Genomic DNA, 18,056 nt, shown 5'->3' on the forward strand with positions numbered 1-18,056 from the left:
GACGTCGGGGTGACTAGGTCTGAAGGGCGCATCAAGTACCTGAGGTATGCCCTTGGCGAGCACGGCCCACATGATGAGTTCGTGAGCTTGCTGATGTGGATAGTGTGGGTGGTGAGGTCCGCGTTGAGGCCATTTCAGTGCACGAATCGATGCCCAATAGGAGCCGGATAATGAGCGAGATCTTTCCCACCACGATGCACCCGAGCAAGCACGAACTCATCGGTCCATGGCTGCCGAACCAGCCGTGGTTTAGTGGGGTTGGGACACCCGAACTCGAAAATGTTGGTGGCTTCCGCTTGGATGATCCGGCCGGAGAGGTGGGCCTGGAATTCATCTTCGTGCGGGATAACGCCTCGCCGGCGCACGTCGTTTATCACGTGCCGTTGACCTATCGCGGGGCACCGCTGGAGGGTGCCGAATCCGCGCTGTTGGGCACCAGCGAACACGGGGTGCTGGGCACACGCTGGATTTACGATGCCGCGGTGGATCCGGTGTGGCACACTGCGCTGAGGGCGCTTGCTGCCGGTGAGATTCTGGCCCAGCACCAAAAGATCCCCCACACCTTGGAACCGGACGTGCACGTTCACCGCGGAGCGATAGAGAGTCCCGCTGCCGATCTACCGGCGCACTGGATCATCATCCGGCGCCCCGAGGCCGAGGGGATGGGGCAGAGTCGTGCCGGAACGCGGGTAAGTGTGCCGTGGGTCACGGCAGGGGAGTTGGCGCGGGCAGTGGTGCTCGAGATCGCCTAGTTATGTGGGCATTACGGCAGACGCCGGGGGCCCACGGGACACCCGGTGCCCCGGTGCGGCGTACTAGACTAGGAGGGAAACCCCATCCGCCCACTTAGGGAGATACATGTCTGCCATCAGCCGTGAGGACGTTGCGCATTTGGCGCAGCTGGCCCACATCGAGATGAGCGATGCCGAGCTGGACAAAATGACCGGCGAACTCGGTGTCATCGTCGAATCAATCGCGTCGGTCTCTGAGGCCGCCTCGGCCGATGTTCCGGCCACCACGCATCCCATTGCCCTGTCGAACGTGTTCCGCGAAGACGTCGTCGGTGAGACGCTCACCGCCGAAGAAGCACTGATGAACGCGCCGGATTCCGTCGACACCCGCTTCCGGGTGCCAGCAATTTTGGATGGGGAGTAATCCATGACCGATATCATCCACCTTTCGGCCACCGAGCTGGCAGCCAAGCTGCGCGCCGGCGAGCTGACCTCCGTGGCCGCCGTTCAGGCGCACCTGGACCGCATCGCCGCCGTTGACGGCGGGGAGCGCGGTGTCCACGCGTTCCTGCACGTGAACACCGAAGAAGCCCTGGCCGTTGCCGCCGAGGTAGACGCCATCCGCGCCGCCGGCGGAGCAGCAGCCGAAGCACTGCACCCGTTTGCCGGTGTGCCGATCGCCATCAAGGACCTCATTGTCACCAAGGGCCAGCCGACCACGGCGGCCTCGAAGATGCTTGAGGGCTGGATGAGCCCCTACGACGCCACGGTGATCACCAAGATCCGTGCCGCGAAGCTGCCGATGCTGGGCAAGACCAACCTTGACGAATTCGCGATGGGTTCCTCCACCGAGCACTCCGCCTACGGCCCAACCCGCAACCCCTGGGACCTGGACCGGATCCCGGGCGGCTCCGGCGGCGGTTCCGCCGCAGCCGTGGCGGCCTTCGAGGCACCGCTGGCGCTGGGCACCGACACCGGTGGCTCGATCCGTCAGCCCGGAGCCGTCACCGGCACCGTCGGTGTGAAACCGACCTACGGTGGCGTCTCACGCTACGGCGCCATCGCCATGGCCTCCTCGCTTGACCAGATCGGCCCGGTCACCCGGACCGTGCTGGACTCCGCGTACCTGCACGAGCTGATCGGCGGGCACGATCCGGCCGATTCGACCTCGCTGAACGAACCGGTGCCGGCACTGGTGGCCGCCGCCGAACAGGGCGCCTCCGGTGACATGACCGGCGTGCGCGTCGGTGTCATCAAGGAACTGCAGGGCGAAGGCTACGAGGCCGGCGTGCAGGCACGCTTTGACGAGTCCCTGGAGGCACTGCGTGCCGCCGGAGCAGAGATCGTCGAGGTTTCCTGCCCCAACTTCAAGTACGCACTCGGTGCCTACTACCTGATCATGCCCTCGGAGGTCTCCTCCAACCTGGCAAAGTTCGACGGCGTGCGCTTTGGCACCCGGGTACTTCCGACGGAGGGTCCGCTGACCATCGAACGTGTCATGGGTTCCACCCGTGCCGCGGGCTTCGGTGATGAGGTCAAGCGCCGCATCATCCTGGGCACCTACGCGTTGAGCGCCGGTTACTACGACGCCTACTACGGTTCGGCACAGAAGGTCCGCACGCTGATCCAGCGCGACTTCGACGCAGCGTTTGAGCTCGCCGACGTGCTGATCTCCCCGACGTCCCCGACCGTCGCCTTCGAGCTGGGCTCCAAGACCGATGATCCGTTGGCGATGTACCTCAACGACGTCGCCACGATTCCCGCCAACATGGCCGGGATCCCGGGGATCACGGTTCCCGGCGGGCTCTCCGAGGGTCTGCCGGTGGGCATCCAGTTCCTGGCTCCGGTCCGCGAGGATGCCCGGCTGTACCGTGCCGGTGCGGCACTTGAAAAGCTGCTGGAAGACACCTGGGGCGGTCGGTTGATCGATCAGGCCCCCGAGCTGTCTGTCGCTACCACGGAAGAGGTCCGCTAACATGGCTGCACACATCGATGACCTGGTGGACTTCGACGTCGCCCTGGAAAAGTACGATCCGGTACTGGGCTTCGAGGTTCACGTTGAGCTGAGCACCAAGACCAAGATGTTCTCCTCCGCCCCGAACGTGTTTGGCGATACGCCCAACACCAACGTGACCCCCGTCTGCCTGGGCCTGCCCGGTGTGCTGCCGGTGGTGAACAAGACCGCCGTGGAATACGCCATCCTGATCGGCCTGGCGTTGAACTGCAAGATCGCCGAGCGCTGCGGATTTGCCCGGAAGAACTACTTCTACCCGGACACCCCGAAGAACTTCCAGACCTCGCAGTACGATGACCCGATCGCCTACGACGGCTGGTTGGACATCGAGCTGGAAGACGGTGAGGTCTTCCGCGTGGAGATCGAACGCGCTCACATGGAAGAGGACGCCGGCAAGCTGACTCACATGGGTGGGGCCACCGGCCGCATCCAGGGTGCCGACTACTCGCTGGTTGACTACAACCGTTCCGGTGTTCCACTGGTGGAAATTGTCACCCGGACCATCGAGGGTGCCGGCAAGCGCGCTCCGGAATTGGCCAAGGCCTACGTGGCGGCGATCCGCGAGATCGTGAAAAACCTGGGTGTTTCCGACGCGAAGATGGAGCGCGGCAACGTCCGTTGCGACGCCAACGTTTCGCTGATGCTCAAGGGCGCCGACAAGTTCGGCACCCGCACCGAGACCAAGAACGTGAACTCGCTGCGTGCCGTTGAGCACGCGGTGCGCTTCGAGATTGAGCGTCACGCGGCGGTCCTGAACTCCGGTGCTCCCATCGTGCAGGAAACCCGTCACTGGCACGAAGACACCCGCACCACGACCTCGGGCCGCCCGAAGTCCGACGCCGATGACTACCGCTACTTCCCGGAACCGGACCTGGTTCCCGTTGTCACCACCGCCGAGTGGGTCGAAGAGCTGCGTTCACGTCTGCCCGAGCCGCCGGCCGATCGCCGCAAGCGTCTGAAGGCCGACTGGGGCTACTCCGACGCCGAGTTCCGCGACGTTGTTAACGCCGGTGTCACCGAGGCCATCGAGGAGACCATCGCCGCGGGTACCACCGCAGCGGTGGCCCGTAAGTGGTGGATGGGCGAAATCGCGCGTCTGGCGAAGAATGCCGATGTGGAGATCCTGGATCTGGGCGTCGAGCCGGCCACCATCGTCGAACTGAACTCGCTGATAACCGAGAAGAAGATCAACGACAAGATCGCCCGCCAGGTGCTCGAGTTTGTGGTTGCCGGCGAGGGAACTCCCACCGAGATCGTTGCCGCGCGTTCGTTGGCAGTGGTCAACGACGATTCGGCACTGGGTGCCGCCATCGACGCCGCCATGGAGGCCATGCCCGACGTCGTCGCCAAGGTCAAGGGCGGCAAGCTTCAGGCCATTGGCGCGCTGATGGGTCCGGTCATGAAGGCCACGCGCGGACAGGCCGATGCCGGTCGCGTGCGCGAATTGGTGCTGCAGAAGTTGGGCATCGAGGGCTAGTACTCGGCGCACCGCGCACCGCTAAACGGCGGGAGGAGACTTGGATAACCTAAGTCACCTCCCGCCGTTTTTTGCGTTTCCGGGCCAACCGCCGTGAGCAGCTTCTTGGGAGGCGCAGTGTGGCGGTCGATGGCCCTTGGACGCGGACCTGGGGTGGATACTTGCTGCCGCGAGGAAATACGGGTGCGGCTCCACGATGTCATGCCGGGGATGGCGGAGTATTCTCTGCCCTAAGCGGCCCGACGGGGGAGCCCGGGCAGCCACGGCGCACGGGAGGGCGGGACGCATTCACCCACCTTGAGGAGCGCATCGTGAAGGTCCTAAAATCCGCGCTGACCGCCCTGGCTACGCTGAGTGTGGTCTTGGCCCAAGCAGTGATCCCCGCCGCGGCCCCCATCGCCGTGCCCGGTGCGCTGCCAGCAGCGCTGCAGGAGGCCGGCGTCGTGCATTTCACCGCGGCCGGAGACTATTCTTCCAGCGCCGCGGCACTGAGTGTGTTTGACCAGATCAACACGATCTCACCGGATTTGCATCTGGCCCTTGGAGACCTCGGCTATGGCACCACCGGTCAGGAACAATTATGGTGCGACACCGTCACCGATGCGGTGGGCGCGGGTTTCCCCTTCCAGCTGGTCTCGGGAAACCATGAAAGTGATGGGCAGAACGGCAACATCAACGACTTCTCCGCCTGCCTGCCCAATCAGCTGCCCGGCCTCGTCGGGACCTACGGACGCCAGTGGTACGTCGATGTACCGGCGGAAAATCCGTTGGTGCGCTTCGTGATGATTTCGCCGAACCTGTCCTTCCCGGGCGGCTCCTGGAGCTATAACGTCGGGACCCCGCGCTACAACTGGACGGCAGCGGCCATCGACGGGGCGCGCAGCGCGCACATTCCGTGGGTCGTGGCCGGCATGCACTACCCCTGCCTGTCGGTGGGTGATTACGCGTGCTCGCCGGGCGCCGACATCACCAACCTGCTCCTGAATCGCAAGGTGGACCTGGTCCTCGGCGGGCACGAGCACCTCTACCAGCGCACCCGCCAATTGGCATCGGGCGTGGCAGGATGCGCCACGCTGGTTCCCGGCACGTATACGGCCGCCTGTGTGGCGGACCCGGACAGCACCATGGTCAAGGGCGCGGGCACCGTCTTCACCACGGCCGGGACCGGAGGGGTCGCGCTGCGGGACGTGAACATGAATGATTCCGAAGCCGGATACTTCGCCGCGACCTCCGGGCTGAACAGCAATCCGACGTTCGGAGCCCTGAACCTCACGCTGAAACAGGACAGCCTCACGGCCACCTTCCGGCGCGCCTCCGGGGGCACCTTTGCCGATGATTTCTCCATCACCGCCGGAGCGCCGCCCGCCAATACGCCGCCCACGGCCTCCTTCACCAACTCGTGCACCGGGATGAGCTGTTCCTTCGACGCCAGCGCATCGGCCGATGGTGATGGCACGGTGGCACAATCCGCCTGGGACTTCGGCGACGGATCCACCGGCAGCGGGACCACCGTGCAGCACAGCTTCGCCGCGGCCGGGACCTATCCGGTGCGTCTGACCGTCACGGACAACGACGGCGCCACCGGCACATTGCTCCGATCCATCACGGTGACGGCGGCGGCCACGGCGTTGGCCCGCGATACCTTCGGGCGGACCGTGACCAGCGGATTTGGTGCGGCGGAGATCGGCGGGAACTGGAGCGTGGCCCGTGCGGTAGATGCGTCGGTCTCCGGCGGGGTGGGCCGGCTGCGGCTGCCCACGCCGGGGACCTCCAACACCGTTCTGCTTAACGCCGTCTCCTCCAACAGCACCGACCTGCAGCTGGTGCTGGGCACGGATAAGCCGGCCAGCGGAAGCGGGCTGTATCTCTCCACGATTGTGCGCAGCGTTGCCGGGGCGGGGCAGTATCGGGTGAAGGCCATTGTGGCGGCCAACGGCCAGGTCAAACTCCAAACCATACGGGCCTCGGCGACGGGCGTGGAGACCGTACTTCAAACACCGGTCACGGTTCCCGGGGTGACCTATGCGGTGGGAGACGGACTTCAGATGCGGGTGCAAGCCACCGGAACCAGCCCCACAACCATCCGCGCGAAGCTTTGGGAGCGTGGAACGAGTGAGCCGGCCACTTGGCAGGCATCGGCCACCGATACGACGGCCGGCCTGCAGGTCGCGGGCGGCGTTGGCCTGTTTGCCTACGTGTCCGGGAGCGCTACCAATACTCCGCTGGTCATCACCCTGGACGACGTGGAAGTGGTGAAGGCGGGCTAACGGACATCGGCCCCGGCCCGTCACCCAAGGTGGGTAACGGACCGGGGCCAGGCGTTGTCAAGGGAGCGGTGGAGAAAAACCGGTTTAGAACAGTGGTGGTGCCGCTGGCGGCTGGCGCCAATAGGTGTTGCGCCGTGGCTTCTGTTCGGGATCCATGAACTCGGGCAGGATGACGGAAAAGAGACCGTCGGTATCACGCACGACGCGGATCTGTCCGGTGTGCTTGGCATGGTGATGTCCGGAGCAGAAGGGTCTGCCACCATTAATCTCGGTGGGCCCACCCTTGGCCGCTTCTTCGTCGTGGTCGATCTCGCAATGCTCCGGTGGCACGGTGCACCCCGGAAAGATGCAGCCGCCATAGACGGCGAGGATTGCTTTGCGCATGTATTCGGGGAAGAAGCGCTGTGCGGTGCCCAAATCCAGAATCCGGCCCTCCCCGTTCATCGTGATGGGTATGGCCCCGCCGATGCATAAGGCATGTCTGAGCTCCGCAGGTGTATATTTTTGCCCGTGCAGCGTGATCCCGGATTGCGCCGCTTTGCCCTCGAGCTCGGCCAGCGTCGTAATGATGAAGATTTCCGGTGAGGGGAGACCCGCGGTCTTGGTTCCGTTGGCTGCTTTTCCGTTGGTCTTGATCAGGTTCATCAGCCCCTGCAGATGTCGTTGGGGTGGAGTGAGGCCGTCGGAGCCGTAGTCGGTGTTGTTCATGGCCTCGAGGACGTTTGCTTCGGTGGGCACCGGTTCTAGGGTGAGCTTGTTGGCTTCGGCGGGATCTGTCATCGGGAGGCCAGTTGCCGGATCGACTAAGAAATCGGGGTAATCCGGGAGCGAAGGTGCGGAGCCCGATGGCGTGCGGTTCCCGGCGTCGCTGGCATCGGCTTCCGGTGATCTCATGGAACCGTTGGAACCGTTGGAACCGTTGGAACCGTTGGAACCGTTCCAAATATTTCCCGCCTGCCGGAGCAATGCGTCGCGGTCCCCGGCCTTCGTCCGCGGGTTGTCCATCTGGGCAAAGAGCGCCAGCAGGGCCTCGGCGTCGGCCGCCCGAGTGCGCAAGATGAACTCGGCCAATCCGTCCTTGGTGCCGCGGCAGAATATGCCGAGTCTGGCGCGCAGGACCTCCTCCGAGGGTTCCTCGACGCCCCCTGCGAGGGCCACCTCGATGGCGCTGAACAGCCTGTTGGTGGTGCGGGGATCTTGTTCTCGTACGGATTCGGCCACTTGGGATTCCAGCTGGGCTGCCAGTTCATCGGAGTTTGGATATTGCTTGATCTCCGGCTGCAGGCGCACTAGCTTTTTGGCGGCATCGGCAAGCTGCTGCGGTGAGGCCTTGCCGCCCGCGAGTGCCTCGGCCAAAAGTGGAAACTGCGGGGGATGCTCGATGCCGTGGACATCGGTACCCGGGAATAAGCGCGTGGCCGCCTGCACCCGGTCCCTGGCCTCGAAGAAACTGATATGGAACGTGTTTTGCAGGAATTCGACGGTGTTTTTGAAGGTGGTCCGCCCCTTCGGAGGGGTGGTGGGCGCTTCGGGCACATCGATGGTTCCGGCGATGTAGGCCGGTGGGTCCGCGAGGCACCGGTTGATTCCTACCCAGGTGTCGACCGACAGCTCGTGGATTAGAGTGCGCTGGGCAAGTCCGGTGGCCGAAAGCTGGGCGAATCCGATGCTGCGGTGGGCGCGTTCGACGATCTGGACGAAATAGGCGGCATCGGTGGGCGAGGTGGTGTGCTTGGTGATGCGCGGCCCGAGTTCTTCTAGGGCCAGCGCCAGGGCTGTGTAGGCACGCAGCTCATCGTCCGGGGTCGCTGGGTACCTCGGATCCTTGCGGTCTCCCGCAAGTAGGGCGATGGCTGCTGCTGTGCTCATGGTTCAAGCATGCGCCCCTGCGATGGGCAGTGGTGTGGGGTGCGCGGGGTTGTGGACAACGCCGAATGAAGAGGCAGTGGCTCTTGACAGGCAAGCTGCTACTTGCCTTAATGGTGGGTGTGGAAGAGCTGTTGAAGGCACTGGCGGACCCGACTCGGGCGGTAATTCTGGACGAGTTGGTGGAACACACCGGCCAGACACTATTTGAGATCTGCAACAGGTTGGCCTCGCGGCACGGCATTAACCCAAGTCGCCAGGCGATCTCTCAACACCTGCAGGTGCTCGAAGCGGCCGGGCTGGTGCGCAGTGAGCGCATGGGCCGCTACAAGTTTCATTACGTGGACACCTCGCCGTTGCTCCGGATCGCGCAGCGCTGGCCGGACACCGGGCTGCCAGCCGCGTCGGAGCAGGAAACCATCAACAGCACCACGGACCCGGGCGGACCACGTACCGGCGTTGAACCGTCATCGAAAGGCAAAAAACCATGAGAATCCACCTTGCCAGCATCTTCGTCACTGACCAGGCCAAGGCGCTGGAGTTCTACACCACGAAGCTGGGATTCGAGAAGAAGACCGAGGTACCGATGGGTGAGGTCTCCTGGCTCACGGTCGTCTCACCCGAGGCCCGCGACGGGGTCGAATTGGTGCTCGAGCCTGCGGGCCACCCGGCCGTCGGCCCATTCCGCGACGCGCTGGTGGCCGACGGAATCCCGTTCACCGCCTTTGCCGTGGCCGACGTGCATGCCGAATTTGAGCGGCTCACCGGGCTCGGCGTCGTCTTTACTCAGCCGCCGACCGCCATGGGGCCGGTGACCACCGCCGTGTTCGACGACACCTGCGGAAACCTGATCCAGATCCAGGCCATGAACGAGGCGCCGGAGGCATGACCCTCCCGGAGCGCACACTCCGGCCACCGGCCGACGTCGCCATCAACGAGTCGCTGGTGCGGGACTTGCTACGCGCCCAATTCCCGCACTTGGCCGGCTTGAGGCTGGAGTTCGCCGACAATGGCTGGGACAACGTGACCTACCGGTTGGGCAGCGATCTTGCGGTTCGCCTGCCGCGCCGGGAGTCCGCACATGCGTTGCTGCTTAACGAGGTGCGCTGGCTGCCTTTCCTCGCACCCAGGTTGCCTCTGCCGATCCCTGCGGCGCGGCACCGGGGGAAACCGGGGGAGGGCTATCCGTACCACTGGGCGGTGGTGCCCTGGCTGCCGGGGAACAGCGCTGCCACGGTGTCGGCGGAAGTCCGGGACGGCTATTGCGCATCGCTTGCCGCATTCTTCGGGGCACTGCATGTTCCAGCCCCGGCGGATGCACCACGGAACCCGGTGCGCGGGGTGCCGCTGAAAAACCGGGACGATGCAGTTCGCGGCCGGATTCAGGGAATGCAAGAACCCGAACGCAGCAGGTTGCTGAGCATCTGGGATCGCGGACTGGCCGCGGTGGAACACACCGGGCCGCGGTTGTGGCTCCATGGGGATCCGCACCCGCACAACGTCTTGGCCAGCGGCGGAGCGCTGAGCGCGGTGATTGATTTTGGCGATATGACCGCCGGGGACCCGGCCAGTGATTTGGCCGTGGCCTGGCTGCACTTCACCTCCCGGGGACGGACGAAATTTATGGAGCGGCTGGCCGGAGACGCGCTGTATTCGCCCGGAATCTGGGTGCGGGCCCGGGCCTGGGCGGTGAATTATGCGGTGCTGATGTCGGGGTTGCCGCCCGATGATGCCCTGCACACCGTCGGGGTGCACGGCATCGAGCAACTACTCGCCGAGGACTAGAGCGGGCCGAACGAGGTGGTGCTCACCGGGTCGACCGTGCGTGAGAGTTCTTCTACCTCGGAGCGGATCGTCGTATTGGTCTCGAACAGGCGGCGAAGATCGTATGCCGGGGAGACCCTGGGCGTGATCGGGGAGTCGGGCTGCGGCAAGTCCACGCTCGCCCGAGTGCTGGCGGGCTTGGAGAAGCCGACCGAGGGGCAGGTGTTTTTCCGTGGGCAGGACATCAACGGACTCAAGGGCGATGAACGGCGCGAAATGCGCCGGAACATCCAGTTGATTTTCCAGGACCCCTACTCCTCGCTGAACCCGCGGATGACCGTGGAACAACTGGTCGGCGAACCCTACGAGATCCACCCGGAGGTGGCCCCGAAGGCGGGACGTCGGGCCAAGATTCGGGAGCTGCTGGAACTGGTCGGGCTGAACCCGAACCATGCCGATCGCTACCCGCACAACTTCTCCGGTGGGCAGCAGCAACGCATCGGCATCGCCCGCGGCATTGCCCTGAATCCGAAGATGCTCATCTGCGACGAGCCCGTCTCGGCTCTGGATGTCTCGGTGCGAGCCCAGGTGGTGAATCTGCTTGATGACCTGCAAAAGGAACTGGGGCTGAGCTACCTGTTCATCGCCCACGATCTGCAGATCGTTCGGCACATCGCCGACCGGGTGGCCACCATGTACCTGGGCCGGGTGGTCGAGCTGGGCGGTTATGGCGATGTCTACGATCGCACGGCGCAGCCCTACACCCAAGCCCTGCTGTCGGCCGCGCCCGAGCTGCGCCGCAACGACGGCACCGACCGCGAACGGATCGTGCTGCAGGGAGACCCTCCCTCGCCCATCGACCCGCCGACGGGCTGCAGGTTCCACAACCGTTGCCCCATGGCCCAACAGATCTGCGCGAAGAAGGAACCGGAGCTGATCCGGATCAGCGACACCCATGTGTCGCGGTGCCACTTCGCACTGGATATCTCCGCCGGTTAACACACCGGCCCACCGGATCTTCCGCGCCTCCCAACGCCGAAGAACCCGCACCCCCCATCTATCTGCGATCGTACGTCCACCCGGACGTGGCGCCGCGGATGCCCCAATGAATGCGTCATTAAGGAGTAATTTCGTGGATCTCAAAGTAGGTGTCGTCGGCTTCGGCCTGCGCTCCGGTTTGTACAAGCACGCCCACCGTCCCGGTCAGGGCTCGGTGGTGGCCATGGTGTGTGACACCTCCGAACGCGGCCGTGCGGACGCCGCCGCCAAGTTGCCCGAGGCCGTGATCACCGCCGACCTCGACGAGCTGCTAAACGCGGGACTGGATGCGGTGCTGGTACTGACCCCCGATAACCAGCACGCGCTGGTTGCCAAGCGCACCCTTGAGGCCGGCATCGCCACGTTCTGCGAAAAACCGTTGGATGTCACCCTGGATGCCGTGGACGAGTTGCTGGAGACGGCCTTCAGCTCCGGAACCAGGCTCTACGTCGGACACAATATGCGCCACATGCCAGTGATCCGCCAGATGCGCGAGATCATCGAGTCCGGCGCCATCGGGACCGTGAAGGCGGTGTGGTGCCGACACTTTGTGGGCAACGGAGGGGACTACTACTTTAAGGACTGGCACGCGGAGCGCAAGAACACCACCAGCCTGCTGCTGCAAAAAGGTGCCCACGACATCGACGTGATTCACTGGCTGGCAGGTGGCTACACCGAGTCGGTCGCAGCGCTCGGGGACCTGGCGGTCTACGGCGCTGTCGAATCGCGCCGGGACAACACCGATCGGCGCATGGGGGACTGGTTCTCGCTGGAGAACTGGCCCCCGGCGGCGCAGCAGGATCTGAACCCGATCATCGACGTGGAAGACATTTCCATGATGCAGATGAAACTGGACAACGGTGTGTTGGCCTCCTACCAGCAGTGCCACTTCACCCCCGACTACTGGAGAAACTACACCGTCATCGGCACCGCCGGACGACTGGAGAACTTCGGTGACGACGCGGGCAACATCATCAAGGTGTGGAACACCCGCAGCCAGGACGGTTATGTTGATGCCGACATCGAGGTGGAGATCGAGGCGGTTGACGGTGGGCACGGTGGTGCCGATCCGCGCCTGATCGCCGAATTCTTGCGCTTCGTCAAGGAAGGCGGGCCGACGGATACCTCACCGGTGGCGGCCCGGGCGGCCGTTGCGGCGGGCGTGTTGGCCACCGAATCCCTGCGCACCGACGGTTCGGCCAGGTCCGTCCCGCCGCTCAGGGCGGAATTGTTGGCCTACTTCGCGGCTAACCAGGAGCGGGTGAACGCCTAGTTGGGCCACAGTTCGCGCCGTGCCGGGGGACAAGGGGCGCCTAAGACCTCAGGGCGGAGCATCATTTTTCGCTGAGCTCGGTCATGGCCTGGGTGATGGCGGTGAGAACTAGCTGCACACTGCGGCGGTGCATGGATTCGGGTCGCGCCAACAAATCGATGCGCCGCCGGTTGGCGATGCCTTCCAATGGCCGAAGGACGACGGAGCGACCGAGAGTGGATCCCGCGGTGTAGCGCGGAATGATGCCCAGCACGTCCCCGGCGGCGACGAGTGCCGCCACGGTTGCGTAGTCGTTGATGCGGTGGATGATCAGTGGTGCCGTACCAGTTACGGCACTGATGGCCGTGAGCACATCGGCGGGGGAGTACCCCTCGCGGCTGATCACCCAGCGCTCGCCGGCCAGATCCGCGGGGAGCAGGGTGTTTTTGGCAGCAAGTCGGTGTCCGGCCGGCAGCGCGATGTCCAACGGTTCGTGGGCGAGCGCGGAAACCACCACCTTGTTCTCGGGCCACGGAGGGGAGTGATCCATGCGGTGGGCCAGCACCAGGTCGTAGCGGGCCGTTAACGCGGGGAAATCCTGTTGGGCGACGTCCTCGTCGAAGAACTGCGGCACCGGTGCACCGTGGGCGTCCAATTTGGCCAGTAGGGGACCGAAGAGGGCCTGGCCCACGGAGTGGAATCCGGCGACGGATACCGGGGCGGCCGGGCTTTCCTGAAACTCGCCGATCGCCGCGCGTGCTGCGGCCAGCGACGAGATGACCGAGGCGCCGGCAGCTGCCAGCACCTCACCTGCCTCGGTGAGGACCAGATTCCGGCCTTCCTTGCGCGTCAGTGGCACCGCAATGTTGCGTTGGAGCAAGGCCAATTGCTGGGATACCGCCGATGGTGTGACGTAGAGGGCGCTGGCTACGGCCTTGACCGAGCCAAGATCGCCCAGTTCGCGCAGGATCTGTAACTGATGGACTTCCATGTAGTAAATACTAAATCGTTGATTGAGAAACCTGCGTATCTTCTAAGGTATCGCGGGCGTGCACTTGATGTCAGACTGGATTCGCATTGACCATGAACGCGCAGCACGCGCCGCAAGTGAGGAACCCCCACCGATGAAGGCACTGTACAAATCCGGACCACACGCCGGATTCGAACTTGTTGACCGTCCCGAACCCATCGCCGGCTTCCACGACGTTAAAATCCGCGTGATGACCGCCGGGATTTGCGGCACCGACCTGCACATCCAGGCCTATGACGACGCGGCCAAGGCCATGATCAAGGCACCGATGATTCCGGGTCACGAGTTCTACGGCGAGGTCGTCGAGATCGGCGAAAACGTCTCCACCGTGAAGGTCGGTGATCGCGTGTCCGGCGAGGGCCATGTGGTTTGTGGCATGTGCCGAAACTGCCGAGCAGGACGCCGCCAGATGTGCATCAACACCGTCTCGGTGGGTGTTCAGCGTGATGGCGCGTTTGCCGAATACGTGGTGATCCCCGAGGCCAACGTCTGGGTCCACCACGACGAATCCATCACCCCGGAACTTGGCGCGATCTTTGATCCCTTCGGCAATGCGGTACACACCGCGCTGTCCTTCCCGCTGGTCGGCGAGGACGTGCTGATCACCGGTGCTGGCCCCATCGGGCTGATGGCTGTGGCCGTCGCCCGCCATGCCGGTGCGCGCAAGATCGCCATCACCGACGTCTCCCCGCAGCGCCTAGAACTGGCTCGCGGCATGGGCGCGGACATCGCCATCGACGTGGCCAAGACCCGCATCAAGGATGCCCAGCGCGAATTGGGCATGCGTGAGGGCTTTGACTTCGGCATGGAAATGTCCGGACACCCCACGGCCCTGCCGGAAATGATCGAGAACATGAACCACGGCGGCCACATCTCGATGCTGGGACTGCCCTCCAGCTCCATCAACATCGACTGGGGCAAGGTCGTCACCCACATGCTCACCCTCAAGGGCATCTACGGCCGCGAGATGTTCGAGACCTGGTACGCCATGAGTGCCATGCTCACCTCCAACCCGGTGCTGCGCGAACGCATCTCCTCCGTGGTCACCGACTACCTGCCCGCCACGCAATGGGAAAAGGGCTTCGACGCCGCCCGCTCCGGCCACGGCGGCAAGGTCGTCCTGGACTGGACCGTCTTCTAAACCACCGACGCATCCGGCCACCACCGGCACACACGAAGATTCGAAATACTCCCGAGGGGAACCTACACAGATGTATACCTTGATGAAAGACGAACTGGCCGCGGAATTGGTGCAATTGCGCACCGACGGATTGTTCAAGTCCGAACGCCACATCGATTCGGCCCAGTCGGCCCATATCTCCGCCGGGGAGCTCGGCGCCGAGGCCAAACAGGTCCTGAATTTCTGCGCTAACAACTACCTGGGGCTGGCCGATGACGAGCGCATCATCAACGCCGCCAAGGGCGCGCTGGAAACGCGTGGCTTTGGCATGGCCTCGGTCCGCTTCATCTGCGGCACCCAAGATCTGCACCTGGAACTGGAATCTGCCGTCTCCGCGTTCTTGGGCACCGAAGACACGATTCTGTTCTCCAGCTGCTTTGATGCCAATGGTGGTGTCTTCGAGTCGCTCTTCGGTGCACAGGACGCCATCATTTCCGATGCCCTGAACCACGCCTCGATCATCGACGGCATCCGCTTGTCCAAGGCCGCGCGCTTCCGCTACAAGAACCAGGACATGGCCGACCTGGAGATCCAGCTGCAGGCCGCCGCCGCGCTGAACGACGGGGCGGGTGCCCGGCGCACCATCATCGTCACCGATGGCATCTTCTCGATGGACGGCTACCTGGCACCGTTGGCGGCCATCTGCGATCTGGCGGACAAGTACAACGCGCTGGTCATGGTCGATGACTCCCACGCCGTGGGCTTCATGGGGGCCACCGGTGCCGGTACCCCCGAACACGCTGGCGTCTCGGATCGGGTAGACATCTACACCGGAACATTCGGCAAGGCGCTGGGCGGGGCATCGGGCGGATACGTCTCGGGCCGCGGCGAGATCGTGGCCATGCTGCGGCAGAAGGCGCGCCCCTACCTCTTCTCCAACTCGATGCCGCCGGCCATCGTTGCTGCGACGCTCAAGGCACTGGAACTGGTGGAGGGCTCCGGAGAGCTGCGCGAAAAGCTTTTTGCCAATGCTGCGCTCTTCCGCACGCGCATGACCGAGGAAGGCTTTGACCTGCTCGAGGGCGAGCACGCCATCATCCCGGTGATGTTTGGGGATGCGGTGAAGGCCGCCGAGGTGGCGTCCAAGATGCTGGAGCACGGTGTCTTTGTCACCGCGTTCAGCTTCCCGGTGGTACCCAAGGGAGCGGCGCGTATTCGTGTGCAGCTCTCGGCCGCCCACTCGGCCGAAGATATTGAAGCCTGTGTGCAGGCGTTTATCGCCAGCCGCTAAGAACAAAGCCAAGGATCGCCGGCACTCCCTGCTTGAGGGAGTGCCGGCGATCTTGGGTTAAGCAGGCGCATTCGAACCGCGAACCCTAAGTGATTGCCTAGCCCTTACCGAGCGTCGATCCTGCCTGGGACTTGGCAGGCTTGCTCGAAGAATACGAGGCTAGTTTGGATCCGGCCTTGGAAAGCTCGGCTTTTGACGGCTTAGTCGATTTACCCATGTTTTACCGCCTCTGCGGGGTTTCCTGCCATTGGTGCAGATATGGCACACCCCACGGGGTAGCGCAGACGCCTTGAAGTTGAGCAATGAGACCGTTGGCTGTTCATGGACATTCGGTGGCGCCTCGGTATCGTTTTGATGGTCCGATCGGGGTGTTCTCATTCCGAGAACTGGGACACGAGCCCCTTCATCTGGTGGCTGCAATGTGCGTTTTTGGAACGGTGCGTGGAGAACATCGTGAATGGGAATTGGAAACCAATCACAACACGGTCAGAAGGACTTGGAATGCAAGCGGTGCCTGCATTCCAAGTCCTTTGAGAAGACGCCTCTTAAACGATGACCGGGCTTCTTCATAACTACTCAGAGGGGTAACGCTAAACCGCCGAAACGATCCATATCACCAAGGCAATGGCCACCAGAACGCCCACGATTGTCCATACAAGATTGCTTCCGCGCATCGACTTATTTCCGTTCTCTCCGTTGTTACTTCTCACTACGGTTGCAGGAGAAGGCCTTCACTATAGCGGTACCTGCGGTACCAGAACCACAATTCAGAGCAGTTTTACCAGTCTGGAAATTCCCGCCGGAGTACGGGCTTTGAGTCGAGAGAGCGAGTCCTCTAACGCCGCCGATCTGCCCTCCGGTGGCGGCACCCGAGCAGGGTTCAGCGCAACAGTGTCTGCCCACGCCTTGATGTCCGGCTCTGACCCGAAGGAGATTGCTGCGCGCGTGCCCAGAACTTGCATCTTTGCCCACGTCCCCAACGAGTTGGGGTACGGCGTTGACGGGCAGAGTCGGTTCTTTTCGGCGTCGTGATCGCGCGTCGCTTCCACATACCCGGCCAGCGCCGCAGCAAAGCACGGGAACCCGGCCCTGATTGGCTGCAACGTGATCACCGACGGTGCCCAGATGGGGATCGTCGGAGGGTAGCGCAGCCCCGAAGCAGCGCAGTGCACGACCAGCGCGTCCTGGGATATCTGGAGAGACCCTTCGTCCAAGATGATGCGACCGCGCTCGATCAACCTGACATGCCCCAGCCGTACCACATGCTCTATTGAACGCAGCTTTTCGAGCTCCCAGCGGGCGAGGGTCGGTGTCTTCGCCATCGTGGGCGTTACCGAGGTGTCGATTCGAATCATGACGCCAGCATCCTCAAGCCTGAGGAAAAGATGCTCCAACGATGTTGCCCCTGCCGCAGCCTCCATGGTGTCGGCAGCCATGCCGAGGAACACCTCCGGATCCGGTTGGACCACTGCGCGGTTGAGCATCCATGGATCGCGCGGGCGAACCCAGCAAATCGCGGATTCATCTACGCCATGAGCCAGTAACCAGATGCAGGCATCGGTTGCTGTTTTGCCCGATCCGACGATGACATATTGGCTCGGCGCATCCATGGTGCGGGCGAGGTTATTGACCGGAATCATCCGGACGTCGGCCGCGAGTCCGAATCGTGGTGGTGTCACCGCAGGAATATCGGGAGCGAGGTAGCGTGCATCAACAATTTTGCACTTGGATGGCACCTCCGTTATTCGGCCGGAGATATGCGAAACAACGCTTCGATCGGCAACGTATTCGCAGTTGTTGTAGAACTCGACGCGGCCCGAGCTCGCCATCCGATCGTTGAAGATGTGGGCATAGTAGGCACAAATCTCCGACACATCGGCCCGATCATGCAGACCAGCCTCGGGCCCGAACTGCTGCACCCGACCATCACCGAGCTGTGTTGATGCCACCCCGTAAAAAGCTGATGCCTGATGCAGACGGGCAAATGGATAGGCATCCAGCCAGTGCCCACCAGGGGCATGGCGCCGGTCGACCAATGCGACGCGCACATCGGCGTGATCAATCAGCGCGTCGGCGAACGCCATACCCATGGCACCAGCCCCAACCACGAGGTAGTCGGCCTGCACAAAGTGCGTCATGAACTAATTGAAACACCGCAACACCGAAGTATCCATGGGTCCGAAAGTAAACCCAGATGTCCTATTTT

Annotated in this window: 15 protein-coding genes; 12 read left to right on the top strand and 3 right to left on the bottom strand. The window is 63.5% G+C overall.

What is annotated here, in order from left to right; all coding sequences use genetic code 11:
* Positions 1-170 precede the first annotated feature (170 nt).
* The 5 genes from KUF55_RS04275 (at position 171) to KUF55_RS18670 (ending at position 6,489) form a co-directional block, all read left to right on the top strand.
* The gene (locus tag KUF55_RS04275; protein WP_218818099.1) at positions 171-752 is read left to right on the top strand and encodes a hypothetical protein; all 582 of its coding nucleotides are present in this window, start codon (positions 171-173) and stop codon (positions 750-752) included.
* A gap of 106 nt (positions 753-858) precedes the next feature.
* A complete protein-coding gene (gene gatC / locus KUF55_RS04280; RefSeq protein ID WP_132361832.1) occupies positions 859-1,155 on the top strand; it encodes an Asp-tRNA(Asn)/Glu-tRNA(Gln) amidotransferase subunit GatC in 297 nt (98 codons plus the stop codon).
* 3 nt (positions 1,156-1,158) lie between these two features.
* A complete protein-coding gene (gene gatA, locus KUF55_RS04285) occupies positions 1,159-2,706 on the top strand; it encodes an Asp-tRNA(Asn)/Glu-tRNA(Gln) amidotransferase subunit GatA (protein ID WP_132361830.1) in 1,548 nt (515 codons plus the stop codon).
* A gap of 1 nt (position 2,707) precedes the next feature.
* Positions 2,708-4,222: an Asp-tRNA(Asn)/Glu-tRNA(Gln) amidotransferase subunit GatB gene (gatB, locus tag KUF55_RS04290; protein WP_218818100.1), complete on the top strand. Its 1,515-nt coding sequence runs from the start codon at positions 2,708-2,710 to the stop codon at positions 4,220-4,222.
* Positions 4,223-4,533: 311 nt separating this feature from the next.
* On the top strand, positions 4,534-6,489 hold the full coding sequence (locus tag KUF55_RS18670) for a PKD domain-containing protein (RefSeq protein ID WP_255557301.1): 1,956 nt from the start codon (positions 4,534-4,536) through the stop codon (positions 6,487-6,489).
* Positions 6,490-6,573: 84 nt separating this feature from the next.
* On the opposite strand, the gene KUF55_RS04305 is transcribed toward KUF55_RS18670, so the two are convergent.
* Positions 6,574-8,358: an HNH endonuclease signature motif containing protein gene (locus tag KUF55_RS04305; protein ID WP_218818101.1), complete on the bottom strand. Its 1,785-nt coding sequence runs from the start codon at positions 8,356-8,358 to the stop codon at positions 6,574-6,576.
* Positions 8,359-8,441: 83 nt separating this feature from the next.
* Here KUF55_RS04305 and KUF55_RS04310 point away from each other — a divergent pair, with 83 nt between their 5' ends.
* The 5 genes from KUF55_RS04310 to KUF55_RS04330 all read left to right on the top strand — a co-directional run bounded on the left by KUF55_RS04310 (position 8,442) and on the right by KUF55_RS04330 (position 12,430).
* Positions 8,442-8,846 carry a helix-turn-helix transcriptional regulator gene (locus KUF55_RS04310; protein WP_255557302.1) on the top strand — a complete coding sequence of 135 codons (405 nt, stop codon included), beginning with the start codon at positions 8,442-8,444 and terminating at the stop codon, positions 8,844-8,846.
* A complete protein-coding gene (locus KUF55_RS04315) occupies positions 8,843-9,244 on the top strand; it encodes a VOC family protein (protein WP_218818102.1) in 402 nt (133 codons plus the stop codon). Before KUF55_RS04310 ends, KUF55_RS04315 begins: the two co-directional genes overlap by 4 nt.
* Positions 9,241-10,140, top strand: a complete 900-nt coding sequence (locus KUF55_RS04320; protein WP_218818103.1) for an aminoglycoside phosphotransferase family protein — start codon at positions 9,241-9,243, stop codon at positions 10,138-10,140. The genes KUF55_RS04315 and KUF55_RS04320 overlap by 4 nt, the downstream gene beginning before the upstream one ends.
* 66 nt (positions 10,141-10,206) lie before the next feature.
* The gene (locus KUF55_RS04325; RefSeq protein WP_255557432.1) at positions 10,207-11,118 is read left to right on the top strand and encodes an ABC transporter ATP-binding protein; all 912 of its coding nucleotides are present in this window, start codon (positions 10,207-10,209) and stop codon (positions 11,116-11,118) included.
* 133 nt (positions 11,119-11,251) lie between these two features.
* Positions 11,252-12,430 carry a Gfo/Idh/MocA family protein gene (locus KUF55_RS04330; RefSeq protein ID WP_370630951.1) on the top strand — a complete coding sequence of 393 codons (1,179 nt, stop codon included), beginning with the start codon at positions 11,252-11,254 and terminating at the stop codon, positions 12,428-12,430.
* A gap of 61 nt (positions 12,431-12,491) precedes the next feature.
* Here KUF55_RS04330 and KUF55_RS04335 read toward each other — a convergent pair whose 3' ends face one another.
* Complete coding sequence (locus tag KUF55_RS04335; RefSeq protein ID WP_218818106.1) at positions 12,492-13,400, bottom strand: LysR family transcriptional regulator; 909 nt, start codon at positions 13,398-13,400, stop codon at positions 12,492-12,494.
* A 133-nt stretch (positions 13,401-13,533) separates the two neighbouring features.
* Here KUF55_RS04335 and tdh point away from each other — a divergent pair, with 133 nt between their 5' ends.
* Positions 13,534-14,580 (top strand): L-threonine 3-dehydrogenase, encoded by a 1,047-nt coding sequence (tdh, locus tag KUF55_RS04340; protein ID WP_132362558.1) that lies wholly within the window; start codon positions 13,534-13,536, stop codon positions 14,578-14,580.
* Positions 14,581-14,650: 70 nt separating this feature from the next.
* Positions 14,651-15,850, top strand: a complete 1,200-nt coding sequence (locus KUF55_RS04345; protein ID WP_132361804.1) for a glycine C-acetyltransferase — start codon at positions 14,651-14,653, stop codon at positions 15,848-15,850.
* 767 nt (positions 15,851-16,617) lie between these two features.
* Here the strand turns inward: KUF55_RS04345 and KUF55_RS04350 are convergent.
* Positions 16,618-17,988, bottom strand: a complete 1,371-nt coding sequence (locus tag KUF55_RS04350) for an FAD/NAD(P)-binding protein (protein ID WP_168152324.1) — start codon at positions 17,986-17,988, stop codon at positions 16,618-16,620.
* Between the last annotated feature and the right edge of the window lie 68 nt (positions 17,989-18,056).

The sequence above is a fragment of the Paeniglutamicibacter sp. Y32M11 genome (genome assembly GCF_019285735.1).
In the GTDB taxonomy this organism is placed as follows: domain Bacteria; phylum Actinomycetota; class Actinomycetes; order Actinomycetales; family Micrococcaceae; genus Paeniglutamicibacter.